The organism is uncultured Algibacter sp. (assembly GCF_947490405.1).
In the GTDB taxonomy this organism is placed as follows: domain Bacteria; phylum Bacteroidota; class Bacteroidia; order Flavobacteriales; family Flavobacteriaceae; genus Algibacter_B.
The window spans coordinates 109,518-123,763 of record NZ_CANLGU010000001.1 but is presented as its reverse complement, the minus strand read 5'-3'; the positions used below and the strand labels follow the sequence as shown (position 1 = coordinate 123,763).

General features: G+C 33.8%; 5 protein-coding genes. 4 read left to right on the top strand and 1 reads right to left on the bottom strand.

Going from position 1 to position 14,246, the window contains the following annotated elements; genetic code table 11:
* Positions 1 to 50: 50 nt before the first annotated feature.
* Entirely contained in the window at positions 51 to 1,727 is a 1,677-nt protein-coding gene (locus Q0772_RS00520) for a hypothetical protein (protein WP_298338691.1), read from the bottom strand.
* 170 nt (positions 1,728 to 1,897) lie between these two features.
* Between Q0772_RS00520 and Q0772_RS00515 the strand changes: the two genes are divergently transcribed.
* From Q0772_RS00515 to Q0772_RS00500, 4 genes are all read left to right on the top strand, one after another.
* On the top strand, positions 1,898 to 4,927 hold the full coding sequence (locus Q0772_RS00515) for a sugar-binding domain-containing protein (RefSeq protein ID WP_298338688.1): 3,030 nt from the start codon (positions 1,898 to 1,900) through the stop codon (positions 4,925 to 4,927).
* 324 nt (positions 4,928 to 5,251) lie between these two features.
* On the top strand, positions 5,252 to 7,366 hold the full coding sequence (locus Q0772_RS00510) for a polysaccharide lyase family 8 super-sandwich domain-containing protein (RefSeq protein ID WP_298338685.1): 2,115 nt from the start codon (positions 5,252 to 5,254) through the stop codon (positions 7,364 to 7,366).
* Positions 7,367 to 7,373: 7 nt separating this feature from the next.
* Positions 7,374 to 10,760 carry a glycosyl hydrolase gene (locus tag Q0772_RS00505; RefSeq protein WP_298338682.1) on the top strand — a complete coding sequence of 1,129 codons (3,387 nt, stop codon included), beginning with the start codon at positions 7,374 to 7,376 and terminating at the stop codon, positions 10,758 to 10,760.
* A 2-nt stretch (positions 10,761 to 10,762) separates the two neighbouring features.
* Positions 10,763 to 14,245 (top strand): glycosyl hydrolase, encoded by a 3,483-nt coding sequence (locus tag Q0772_RS00500; RefSeq protein WP_298338678.1) that lies wholly within the window; start codon positions 10,763 to 10,765, stop codon positions 14,243 to 14,245.
* Position 14,246 lies beyond the last annotated feature (1 nt).

Below are 14,246 nucleotides of genomic sequence, written 5' to 3'. Positions count from 1 at the left end.
CTTTATACAATCAGTGTATAAAGGCTTCTATATTAATTTAATATTCTTATTTATTGCGGAATTAATTCAATAAGTTTAACACTATGTGGCTCTAACTTTACTTCTAGAGTTAGTTTTTCATTTTCTTTTGTAACAGTTGAGTCTGTAATTGTTTGAGGTAATTCGGCTATTGCCTCATATTTTGCAAAATTAGCGTTTAATACATCCACCCATCCAGTTTCAAAACGGTCAGACGGTCTGTTTCCATAAATACGTCCGTTTGATTTTTCACTAACACCAGCAGCTCTTACATCTTTATAAAGTTCATGTAAAAATGTACCATTGTCTTTATCAACAGTCCATTCATTCATTTTCCAAGACGAATTTCCTGAAATCTCACCACCTTCTAATCTAGTAAAATAAGTTCTTCTAAATGTACTATTTCTTGTAACGTTATGGTTGTAAACTAATAGGTATATATTACCGTTTTTTAATACAGGAATAGCTCCAGCGTGTACGTTAGGGTTTATAATGTCTTGAGTTTGTAATCTACTACCACCTTCCATCATTTGGAACATTCTCATTACGTTTTTACGAGCTGCGGGTAAATTACTATTTTCTATTTCTTGTCCCCAATCGTATATTTCATTTATTCTAAAATCAAAAGCTAAATCAGCTACTCTTGCATACCAACTGGCACCCATTTCAGAACCGTCACTTAAGCTAACACCTCTTACACCATTTTCATCTCTTAATACACCAAACTCTTGAATATCAAAAGGGATATTTGCAAATTGCGAATAGCTATCTAGTTTTGCCCTGTATGGCGCTGCAAGTTCAGGCAAATTAATGCGCTCTTGATCAAACTTCTCGTAATAAGAAATTGAAAAGAAATCCATCTTACTTCCTATTTCACCTGTTGCAAAATTGGTGCCTGTAGCACAATGGTCAATAAATTCGGTAGTAAATGTAGCTACATTATTTTCAGTAAGCATGTTTCCAGGACCAACTATAGCATCAGGTATTACTTTTAAAACTTCATCAACTGTAATATCATAATGTCTAAAGTATTCTTGCATAGTACCATCCCAGTGGTTAGGCGTGTAATTAGGTTCTGTACTAATTCTAAAACGCCATGTTCTAACTTCATTTAAACCAAACTCATTAACAAGGGTAGTTAAAAATGCGTTAACATAAGCTCTCCAAAGGTTATAATCATCAGGTGGAGCAGTATTTCCAAAATCATTTACAACAGCATTCTCTACCATAGCCCATGGTACTTTACTTAATACAATTCTAGGTTTAAATCCTGTACTCATAAAGTTGCGCATACTAGTTAAAAGTCCTCCAAAATTTGTTATAATATTACCAGAGGCATCAACACCTTGGTAGAACGTGTTTAGGTTATCTTTTCTACCACCCATAGTTCTTACCAAGTTGTAACTTTGTACATAATCTTTAATAGGTTCAATTGCAGCTCTAAAATTTGGACTATTAAAACGTGTTTGGTTTACCATTGGTCGTGTAGACCAAAAGTTGTAAAGCTCTCCAACAATACTACCAGTATTGATGGTTATAAGTCTGTTAGGGTCTATATCATCCTCTGGATCTGGATCAGGATCAGGGTTTTCCATTTCCTCCTCTAACTCTTTTTCTACCTCATTTTCATCTGAACAAGTGAACAAAATAGTACTCACTGATATCGATAAGATAAAAAATAATAGTGTATGTTTTTTTAAATATTTCATAGCATAATAATTTATTTAGATTCAAATTTACAATTTGGTAGTAAAATAACTCACCTGTAGTGTCTTGATTAAATACGTCGCAATAAAGAATAATACATAACACTACAGGATTATAAATAAATTTTAAAAAATTAAGTTTGTTTAATTATCATCTAAACAGCTTAATAAAAATGAAAAACATTTTTTTTGTCTTAATTTTTCTCCTTAGTATTTTAATAACTAATGCTCAGCACAAAGAAACCAACTTTAATAACAACTGGAATTTTATTTTAGAAGACAATCCATCGTTTTCAAAAGAAAATGTAGATGATACCAATTGGAAAAATCTAAACGTTCCACATGATTGGTCATTTGAAAAAGGGGTAAGAAAAGGCGGAGATCAAGGTCAAGGTGGTGGTTATCATGATGGTGGTATTGGTTGGTATAGAAAATACTTCAACATTAAAAAAGAAAGCCTATCAAAAATCACTTATATCAATTTTGATGGCGTGTATATGAATAGTGAAGTTTGGATTAATGGAAATTACATTGCAAAAAGACCTTACGGATATATTAGTTTTAGATACGATATTTCAAAATACTTAAAAGAAGGAAAAAATACTATTGCAGTGAGAGTAGATAATGCTTTAGAACCTTCTGCAAGATGGTATCACCCTTGTGGAATATACGCACCTGTAAAATTGATTGAGGTAAACAAAACCCACATTCAACCCAACAGCATTTTTATAAAAACACCTTCCATCAATAAAAATAAAGCACAGGTTGTGGTTGATGCTGCAATTAATGGTGAAATTAAAAAGTTGAAATATGAAGTGAAACTATTCTCTCCAGAAGGAAAAGAGTTGACCAATAATTGTGAAAAACTAGAGAATACAAATCCATCATATCAGTTTGAAATAGAGAATCCACAATTATGGAGTCCAGAAAGTCCAACGCTATACAAAGCCGTGACTCAAATTTTAGATGGTAAAAAAGTTGTTGATGAAATAGAAACAAGGTTCGGATTCAAAACTGTAAAATGGGAAACCAAAACAGGTTTTTGGCTAAATGGAGAAAACGTAAAACTGAAAGGTGTTTGCGAACATTGGGAAGGCGGACCAGTAGGTGGTGCTTGGACAAAACCAATGTTACGTTGGAAATTACAGTCCTTAAAAGACATGGGAATCAATGCCATTCGTCCCTCTCATAACCCAACACCACCGATGTTTTATGATATCTGTGATGAAATTGGGTTGTTGGTTATGGATGAAATTTTTGATGGTTGGCACAAAAAAGCACCTCAAGATTATGGAAAACAAGCCTTTGACGAATGGTGGAAACGCGATGTAAAAGAATGGATTACAAGAGATAGAAATCACGCCAGTATTTTTGTTTGGAGTTTAGGTAACGAAACACATAGTGATGTTGCCCCAGAAATGGTGGAATTTGGAAGAAATTTAGATCCAACACGATTGTTTACTTCAGGCGCAGGAAATCCAGAAGATATGGATATTGAGGGTGTAAACGGAGGTTCAGAAACCAAATCCTTTATTGAAGGTAAAACGTTAGAGAAACCGTTTATCTCAACTGAAGCACCTCATACTTGGCAAACTAGAGGGTACTACAGAACGCAAACTTGGTGGCGCGATAACGAATTACCAGGAACTTACGAATTACCCAATTTAACAGAAAAAGAAATTTTCTTTTACGAAGGCATCAATCCTAAAAACTGGAGAAATAGAAAACAAAGTTTCAATTCGTCTTATGATAATACAACCGTAAGAGTTTCTGCAAGAAAATATTGGGAAGTTGTTCGGGATAATCCTTGGCATAGCGGAAATTTTAGATGGACAGGTTTCGATTATTATGGAGAAGCTGGTTTGGTACATGGCGGTTTACCTTTTAATTTATTTATGGGTGGCGCTTTAGATGTAGCTGGATTTAAAAAAGATTTATTCCATTTTTATAGAAGCCAATGGACAACAGAAGCTATGATTCACATGTTGCCACATTGGACGCATCCAAGAATGAAAAAAGGAACGGTTATTCCTGTTTGGGTATATTCTAATGCCGATGAGGTAGAATTATTTTTAAACGGAAAATCTTTAGGAAAAGATAAACCAGGAACGGTTTGGAACGAAATGCAATGCGAATGGATGGTGCCTTACCAAGAAGGGAAACTAGAAGCGGTAGCGTATATTGATGGTAAGGAAGTAAAAAAAACCTCATTTTCTACAGCCAAACAGCCTTCAAAATTAAAGACAAGTTTGCAGAAATTAGCAGGAGAAGGTAATTTTGAAGCAAGTTACATCATCACATCAGAAAGTTTAGATAGCAACAACAGTTTGTATCCTTACGGAGAAAATAAGGTATATTATAATATTCAAGGCGATGTAAATAAGGTTTCTATGGAAAATGGAAATCCTATAGACCAAACTAGTAGAACAAAATCAGATTACAGAGCATTGTTTTTTGGAAAAACAAGATTGTTTTTAAGAGAACTACCAAATGCAAAAAATGCGACTATTGTTACCGCATCAATTTTAGGAGATAAAGCACTATACATTTCAAATCTAATAAGTATTAATGCAGCTTCAGTTCAAGTTTTAGGCGAAAATAAATCTTCAAATTTAGAAATTCTATACACTTTAAACGGAGAAAACCCAGAAACAAATGGGCTAGAGTATAAAGGTGCTTTTGAAATTTCAGATGGTACAACTGTAAAAGCCATTGTAAAACAAAACGGAAAAGTGGTTTTACATATGGAAGAAACTTTTGGTAAAAATGAAGGCTTGTTTTGGGGTGATGAACATTCTAAAGACATGTGGATTGGAAGAGGAGTAAATATTTCTGCCGAAGAGGGTATTCTTGAAGGTGATGCAAAAGTAAGCAACAAAGCGCGCCGTTATAAAGGTAGCGGTTTTGTGAGATTTGATGGAAAAGAAGGCGCAATAACATTTTATCAAGAAAACGATGGTGAAGAAGGGGATTACAGTATGCGTTTTAGATATATGCATAATAATGAAGGGAAATTGCATACTATGAAATTGTATTTGAATGATGAATTTGTAAGGAATTTGGAATTCAAACCAACTGGAGGATGGGAAAAAGAATGGAAGTTTGTGCCCGCTATATTAAGACTTAAAGCCGGAGCAAATAATATTAGGATAGAAACAACCGGTGAAAGCGGACCTTATATTGATGAACTGTTTATTGACTAAATTTTGAAAGCATATGATGATAGTTGTTTATATAATTGCAGTTTTGTTACTTATAAATATTTTGTTATTTAAGTTTAGTTCTAATAATGACGGCAAGTAAATACTTCTGAATTTAAAAAATTAATATGTATAAATAGATTAGTTTTATTTTAAAAAAACTAGATGTATTACTAACTAGTTAAGCTAAAGAAAAAGGTCTATTCTATATTGATAAATTGTTCAAAGACAATACTTTTAATAGCGTACTTCTACAACTAAAAAATAACAATAGAAAAATGCATTAGCTTACTAAAAGCGAACATCGCACAAAAGAACACCTTTTTCATGAAGTTATACGTTACACGTTTTTTTATCGCACTTATAGCAACTATGCTATGTAATTGTGCAGATTCAAAAATGAAAAATGATACAGTGGTCTCTTACCCAGAAGAACTAACACAATTGCATGAAAATGTTTTAAATTATTACTTGCAAGACAAACCAGAACAGCAAACAGTAGACCATCTATTGTCAATCCTTCAGGAAGATGGTTCTTGGAAAACTATAGATTATACCACTAAAATAAAGAGTGAGTGGCCTGTAAAAAATCATTTAAAATATCTGCAAACCTTAGCTATTAGTTACAATACTAAAAGTTCTAAATTGTATAAGGATAAAACGCTTTCAAAAAAAATACACAAAAGTTTAGACTATTGGTTAAAGCATGATTTTTTGAGTGCCAATTGGCACGATCAACATATTGGTGTACCTAAATTTTTATTACCAACGCTGTTGCTAATGGAAAGTGAATTGACCAAAACGCAATTAGATAAAGGTATTGTGCTCGCCAATCGTGCTAAAATAAAAATGTCTGGGCAAAATAAAGTGTGGTTGGCCACCAACGTACTTTTAAAATCGTTGTTATTGCGAGATGCAGAAACTGTAGCCAAGGCAAGTAAAGCCATTCAAGAAGAATTAAAAGTAGCTAAAAATGTTGGGATTAAATCTGATTGGTCATATCACGAACACGGTGCACAATTGCAATTTGGCAATTATGGGCTGTGGTATTTAGAAAATATGATACAATGCTATGCGTTTGTAAATGATACTCCTTTTCAATTTGAAAAACATAAAATAGCTGTTTTAAGAAACTACGTTTTAGAGGGTCAACAATGGATACATTGGAACAATTCTTATGATGTTAACGCCTTAGGAAGACATCTCTATAAAGATGAACAGCAAAAGAAAGCAGCACGCTTAAAAGTCTGTTTAGAGCAGATGAAACAGTTAGATAAAGCCTTTTCAGAAGAATATGATAAAGCTTTAGATACTAAAATGTTATCAGGAAACAAACACTTTTGGAAATCAGATTTTCATGTACACCGTCGTAAAAACTTTTACTTTTCTGTTAAAATGAGTTCTCAAAGAGTGGTGGGCACAGAATCTGTAAATAGCGAAAATATCCAAGGTTATTATATGGGAGATGGGGTTGCTTTATTAGCGGTTAATAATAAAGCTTATCAAAATGTATTTCCGTTTTGGGATTGGAAAAAACTACCTGGAACAACCATTTTGCAGGATACAGAAAAACTGCCTATTATTAAATTTAGAGATTTTAAAACCAATGGTGAATTTGTTGGCGGTGTCACCAATGGAGAAAATGGCATTGCAGTAATGGATTATGATAGAGATGGGGTAAAGGCTAAAAAATCTTGGTTTATGTTTGATGACGCTATCGTGTGTTTGGGAAGTGATATTTCATCGGATAAAAATGCTGAAATCACTTCAGCAATTAACCAATCCTTTTTAAAAGGCAATGTTGTTGTCAGTAAAGCAGGTAATATTCAGAAAGCGGTACATAAACAAAAAAATGCAGATTTAGATTGGGTGTTACACGATAGCATCGGCTATTTTTTTCCTAAAAACCAGAAAGCCAATTTAGCAACGAATATACTAGTTGGAAGTTGGAATAATGTGGCAGAACGTTACCGTCCAATACTTTTAACAGAGCATATTTTTAAATTGTGGTTGTCTCATGGCGCAAAACCTAAAAATGCCTCTTATAGTTACATTTTAGTGCCAAATGCTTCTGAAGAAAAAATGAAGAGCTTGTACAAAAGCAATCCTTTTAAAATTGTGAATACCAAAGTGCAGCAGTCTGTTGTTTCGTCTGATGAAAAAAAAGCTGGTATTGTATTTTATAAAAAAGGAACAGCTACAATTAAAGGAGGAATTTCTGTAGACGCACCTTGTGTGATATTATTAGAAGAAAAATCAGATTATTTAGATTTTGCAATTAGCGATCCTTCTCAAAAGCTCACTAAAATTGGCGTATCTATTAAGGGGAATTATAGTATTGAAAATAGTAAATACATCAATGGTAAAACTCATTTTATAATTCATTTACCTCAAGAAGAACAAGTAGGAAAAACGGTTCAATTACAATTAAAAAGAAATTAAAAAAAGGATGAAAAAGACAGTTGTATTTTATATACTAATGTTGTTCACATTTGCTTTTGCAGTAAAATGTCAAAACATTAAAAAGGAAGTAAAAACAACAAAAGAATTAGCAAAAGGATTTCAAAATCCGCCTGACGAATCAAAACCGAGAACTTGGTATCATGTAAATAGTGATAACATGTCTAAAGAAGGGTTTACTAAAGATTTAAAAGCCATAAAAGAAGCGGGTATTGGAGGTGTTTTGGTATTTAACGTTTCTATGGGTTTGCCAGAAGGCGATGTAAAATACAATTCGCAAGAACATAGAGATATTTTAAGACACGCAGCCAAAGAGTGCGAAAAATTAGGATTGAGTTTTGGTGTGCATAACTGCGATGGATGGACGTCTAGTGGTGGTCCTTGGGTTACTCCAGAAAACGCCATGAAAGTTGTGGTACATAGTGAGCAGATTGTAAAGGGAGGTCAAATAAACACCAAACTTGAACAACCACCTTCAAGACACAATTTTTATAAAGATATTGCTGTGGTTGCGTATCCTTCATTAAAAACGGAATTAATAGACGCAGAAGTAGAGCCTATAATTACTTCTTCAGATAAGGCGTTTAATGCAAAATTAGCAACCGATAAACAAACCAATACGCACGCAGATTTAAAGCAAAAAGAATGGATTCAGTTCGATTATGGTAAACCACACACCATACGTTCGTTGTCTATTTTTATTAATAAAAGAAAAGGAAGATTTAGTTTGTTAAAATCAGACGATGGTATACATTTCATTTTAGTTCGTAAACCCAATGAAGAACGTATTGGAAAAGACGAATGTTATTTTAAAGAACAGTTTAAACCTGTTACTGCACGCTATTTTAGATTGGTTACAGACTTAGATACTGGTATTTATGAAATGAAACTTTTAGCGAATTATAGCTTAGGAAACGAACTAGAATTTACTTCCTACAGAAGACGCAAACGTCCTACCGGAAATCCTGATAAGGAAACGTTTATTCATAAAAAAGACATTGTCGTACTAACTGATAAAATGGACGATAATGGTGTTTTAAAAACGAGTTTACCCGAAGGAAACTGGACCATTATGCGATTTGGTTTTACAGCTTCTGGAGCAACAAACGAGCCTGCTTCTGATGCAGGAACAGGATTAGAGATTGATAAATTCAGTAAAAAAGCTTTAAAAATTCACTATGATGCTTTTGTGGGTAAATTGGTAAAACAAGCCAAAATTGATGCTCCAAACGCTTTGCAGTATGTAGAAATTGATAGTTATGAAGTAGGGCCACAAAACTGGACAGACGACATGGAAATTATATTTAAAGAGAAATACAACTACGATTTTGTGCCCTTTTTACCATTATTTGCAGGTAAATATGTAGAAGATGTAGCAACAGTAGAAGATGTGTTTTGGGATATGAAACGTTTGGTTAGCGATTTAATGGTAACCAATTATTTCGATTACTTCACAGAATTATGTCACGAAGATGGATTGTTGTCTTATATAGAACCTTACGGTTTTGTAGGGCCTTTTAATAGTTTAGATGCAGGTAGAAGTGCAGATATTCCTATGGGAGAATTTTGGTTGGGGAAACCAAACAATCATAAAAGAGCAGCCGTGTCATCAGGACATATTTATGGGAAAAATGTCATTTCTGCGGAAGCTTTTACAAGTACCAAATTAAACTGGAGTTTTCATCCAGCGTTAGCCAAACAAAAAGGTGATTACGAGTGGACAAACGGTATTAACGAATATATGTTTCATCGTTTTGCACACCAATCCAATACACATGTAGAACCAGGCATGTCTATGAGTTTTGTAGGTTCTCATATAGATAGAACGCAAACATGGTGGGACAATGCAGGGCCAGAGTGGTTCAATTATTTGGCAAGAGGTTCGTACATGTTACGTCAAGGAAATCCAGTGGTAGATTTGTTGTTTTTTGTTGGAGATAGAGCTCCAAATCATGTAATACATCGTAAACAAATTAAACCACAATTGCCTAAAGCTTATAAATACGATTGTGTAAATGCTGAAGTTATTGTAAACCGATTAACGGTAGAAAACGGCAAGTTGAAATTACCTAATGGGATTACGTACAATGCTTTGGTTTTGCCTAATACCGATGTAATGACTTTAGCAACTGTAAAGGGTATTTGGGAATTAAGTAAACAAGGTGCAATTATTATCGGGAAAAAGCCGAAACGTTTAGGAGGTTATCAAAAATCACAGGAAAATCAAGAAACGTTTAACGAATTAATCGAAGCGATTTGGTCAAGCAAAAAAACATATACTGCTTTTGAATGGGAAAACATTTTCAAAACAAATAACATCCAAAAAGATCTTATTGTTAAAGGTCAACCCGATTTTAACTATTACCATAGAAGAACCGAAAACGAAGATATTTATTTTATCTACAATCATAATTTAACGGAATCTGAAACTTTAGAGTGTAGTTTTTTAATTGATGGAAAAGTGCCAGAATTATGGAAAAGTACTAGTGGAGAAATTGTTGAATTGGCAGCTTATTCTCATAAAGATGGAAGAACAAATGTGTCGATTGATTTAAAACCACAAGAATCGGTGTTTGTCGTGTTTCAAAAGTCTTCAAAAAAAGCGACTAAAATTACTGCTATTGAAACAAATGCTTCAAAAAAACCTTTGTTTTCAGTAAATCAAAACGGTCAAAAATTGAAGATGGAAGTTTTCGAAAACGGAAACTATTCAAGCTTAATTAACAATACTGAAAAATGGAATATAAACGTTACCGATATTCCTAATCCTGTTGCAATTGCCAACGCATTGACTATCGATTTCCGCGAACAAGATCATCACAAAGCACAAATAAAAACCAATACGTTATTTGATTGGACAACCCATAAAGACGAAGGCATTAAGCATTATTCAGGTACAGCTATTTATCAAACAACGTTCAATATTCAAAAAGGATTTTTACAAGAAGATAAAGCGTTTACGTTAAACCTTGGAGACGTTCAAGTTATTGCAAAAGTAATGCTTAACGGAAAAGAGATTGGCGTAAGTTGGTTAGCACCTTACAGTCTTGATGTAACTTCAGCCTTAAAAGAAGGTGAAAATGAGTTGGTTGTTGAAGTAACCAACCAATGGACTAATCGTTTAATTGGAGATGAAAAATTACCCAACCAAACTGGGTATGATGTAAGGAGAAATAAATTGGGTTTTGGACCTTCTAATTTTAGAGGCGATATGATAAAAATGCCAGAATGGTTTAGAAATAATGAACCCCTTCCGGAAGGACCTAGAAAAACCTTTAGCGCTTATTCATTTCAAAAAGCAACAGATAAATTATTGCCATCAGGTTTGTTAGGGCCAATTACAATTACAACATCAAAATTAATTACAAAAAAATAAAAATGAAGAAAACAGTAAGTACATTATTCACGGTCTTATTTTGTTTTATAACACTTTTTGCACAAGAAGTGGGTTCAGATTTAGAATATGGATTTATAACCCCACCAAACCAAGCCAAAGCCAGAACTTGGTGGCATTGGATTAGTGGAAATGTTTCCAAATCAGGCATCACAAAAGACTTAGAAGCCATGAAACAAGTGGGCATTCAAGAAGCACAATTGTTTAATGTGCATTTGGGTTTTCCAAAAGGTGGCGTTACCTATTTGAGTGAAGAATGGCTGGATTTATTTCATTTTGCAGCTTCAGAAGCAAAACGATTAGATTTAGACTTGGCATTTCATAACAGTGCAGGTTGGTCCTCTTCTGGTGGTCCTTGGGTTACCGAAGAAAATGCTATGCAAACTGTAGTTTTTAGTGAGCTTGTTGTTGATGGTGGTAATGTATTGAAAACAGAACTCCCTAAGCCAAAAACCAAATTCAGTTATTACCAAGATATCGCTGTTTTGGCGTTTCCAAAGCCTAAGACGTCTGTAAAAATTGATGGATTAGATTATAAAATATTATCAGATAGAATCAGAAATCATTTGTTGCCAGATACCAAAGAAATTCCAAATGCAGCCATTATACAAAAGGAAAGTATCATTGACATTACGTCTAAATTTTCTGAAAATGGTATTTTAGAATGGAACGTTCCAAAAGGTGAATGGGTTATTTTACGAATAGGACATACGCCTAATGGTGCAAAAAACAGACCCGCAGTAGATGGTGGACATGGTTTAGAGGTCGATAAAATGTCTACAGCTGCTCTAGATGATTATTGGAACAAAGGTGTGCAGCCCATTTTAAATAAATTAGGAGACTTAGTAGTGAGTACTGTAAATAATTGTTTGATTGATAGTTACGAAGTAGGGTCGCAAAATTGGACCACTGGTTTTGAGCATCAATTTAAAAAATTACGAGGTTATGATTTAACACCGTATTTACCAACTTTAGCAGGTTATTATGTAGAAAGTGGCGAAATTACTGAGCGTTTTCAATGGGATTTTAGAAGAACTATAGGCGATTTAATTGCTGAAAACTACTATGGTCATTTTGCAGAATTATGCCATAAAAACAAATTAAAATTTTCTGTAGAACCCTATTGGGGACCTTTTGATAATATGCAAGTTGGCGCCAAAGGCGATATTGTGATGTGCGAGTTTTGGAGTGGAGGTTATCCGTTTTTTGATTCATCAAAATTTGTATCTTCTATAGCCCATTTAAACGGAAGCAGCATTGTTGGAGCAGAATCTTTTACCGGCATTGGGGGCTGGGACAAACACCCTGCAACCATTAAATCTATTGGAGATAAAGCTTGGGCAGAAGGCATTACCCGTTTTATATTTCACACCTATGTGCATCAACCTTGGGATATTGGACCAGGCATGGCACTAAGTTATCACGGTTTTGATTTAAACCGCTTGAACACTTGGTGGACACAAAGCAAATCGTATTTAGATTATATCGCCAAATCGCAATATTTATTACAACAGGGGACTAATGTTGCAGATGTTTTGATGTTTACTGGAGATTCTTCTCCAAACACCGCTTTTTTATTACCTGAATTAAAGAAATCTGGTTATGATTATGATTTAATTGGAGCTAATAAATTGGCAGAATTATCTGTGAAAAATGGAAAAATCGTTACCAAATTTGGAGTAGCATACGAAGTATTGAGTTTACCAGAAAGCGATTGGATAACACCTAAAACACTAAAGATAATAGATGCTCTAGTTAAAAAAGGCGCAAAAATTATTGGTAATAAACCAAAGCGTTCGCCAAGTTTGAGCAATTACCTTGAAAGTGATGTTCATATAAAAACAACAGCCAATGCACTTTGGGATAAAGGTTTGATAAAAGCTATTTCAATTGCTGAATTTTTAAATGAAAAGAAGATTGTTCCAGATTTTTCTATTGCCGAGGCGAATAGGGAAGACATTGGGTTTATTCACAGAAAAACAAAGGACGCTGATATCTATTTTATAGCCAATGCCAAAAAGGAAAAAGTAGCATTTACGGGACGCTTTAAAGTTGCAAACAAATTGCCTGAAATTTGGAATGCTGAAACTGGAGACATTAAAAAAGTAGCCGTTTGGAAAAGTAATGATGATGGTACTGTAAATATTCCTATTGTTTTAGATAGTGAACAGGCTGTTTTTGTAGTGTTTAAAGAAAATTCAGTAGATAAAAATTACATTGTTGAAGCTGATGTAAAATTAGAAAAATCAACACCAACACCACTATCTAACTTAAAAATCATTAAAGCAGAATATGGTAATTTTTTACAAGAAGGTTTAGTAGATATTACGGATAAAGTAGCTACAAAGGTAAATGGTGGAACATTAAATTTTCAGATGTCTAGAGCCTTTTGCGACTGCGACCCAGCAATGGGGTATGTCAAGGAGTTTCGAATGGAATATCAAATTGGTGATAAAGTAGAACACATTCATGCCGAAGAACGAGAGTTTGTTAAAATTGATGCAGGCAATCAACCCCTCAAAATAATTTCTGCGGTGTTTGGTAAATTTAAAGCAGAAACCAAAGGTGTGCCTAAAAACTTTGAAGCTTTTGATATCACTAAAGACATCGAAAAACAAGTGACTTTTGGAAACTTGAATATCAAAGTTTCAGATGAATTGGTAAATGGAAAAGCATTAAAAAATGCTAATAATTTTCTGAAAATTACATTTGAAACCGATGGGAATTCAAGAACAACTATAATTCCAGAAGGAGAATTTTTGAATTTAAGTAGGTCTATACCTTCATCAGAAATATATAAAGGTAATGGTAATACCATTTGGAAAACACCTTTTTCAGGAAGCTTATCGTATACAAAGGCATCAGGAAAATCTAAAGAAATAAAGGTTAAGGTTCCACAGCCAATAGACCTGTCTGAAGATTGGGACATTACATTTCCTTTAAAAAACGGTCCAGCACTAAAGAAGCATTTTAAAACATTATCGTCTTGGTCGGAAGCAACTGAAGAAGAAATCCAACATTTTTCAGGAACTGCCATTTATGAAAAAGAATTCACCCTATCTAAAAAACAGTTATGTAAAGAGAATGCTTTTGAATTGGATTTAGGTAGTGTAGCTATTGTAGCCGAAGTGTTTATAAACGGTAAAAAGGTAAGTACCTTATGGAAAGCACCTTTTAGAGTCGCTATTGATGATTATGTGAAAAAAGGCAACAATAGTTTAAAAATAAAAATCACGAATTTATGGGTAAACCGCTTAATTGGCGACGAAAAAGAACCTTTAGATTACCAACGCCAAGGTAATAAAACCAAGGCAATTCCTAGTTGGTTGTCACATCCTGAATCTCGTGATTCCAAAAGACAAACCTTTTCCTCTTGGAAACATTGGAAAAAAGATGATGAATTAAAAATGTCTGGTTTATTAGGGCCCGTGAGAATTAATGTGTTTAAATTAAAGCATATAAAATAAG

What these genes read in the sequence shown, in the direction of transcription:
- Q0772_RS00515 (WP_298338688.1), top strand. Translation starts at nt 1,898, where the DNA reads ATGAAAAACATTTTTTTTGTCTTAATTTTTCTCCTTAGTATTTTAATA.
- Q0772_RS00505 (WP_298338682.1), top strand. Translation starts at nt 7,374, where the DNA reads ATGAAAAAGACAGTTGTATTTTATATACTAATGTTGTTCACATTTGCT.
- Q0772_RS00510 (WP_298338685.1), top strand. Translation starts at nt 5,252, where the DNA reads ATGAAGTTATACGTTACACGTTTTTTTATCGCACTTATAGCAACTATG.
- Q0772_RS00520 (WP_298338691.1), bottom strand. Translation starts at nt 1,727, where the DNA reads ATGAAATATTTAAAAAAACATACACTATTATTTTTTATCTTATCGATA.
- Q0772_RS00500 (WP_298338678.1), top strand. Translation starts at nt 10,763, where the DNA reads ATGAAGAAAACAGTAAGTACATTATTCACGGTCTTATTTTGTTTTATA.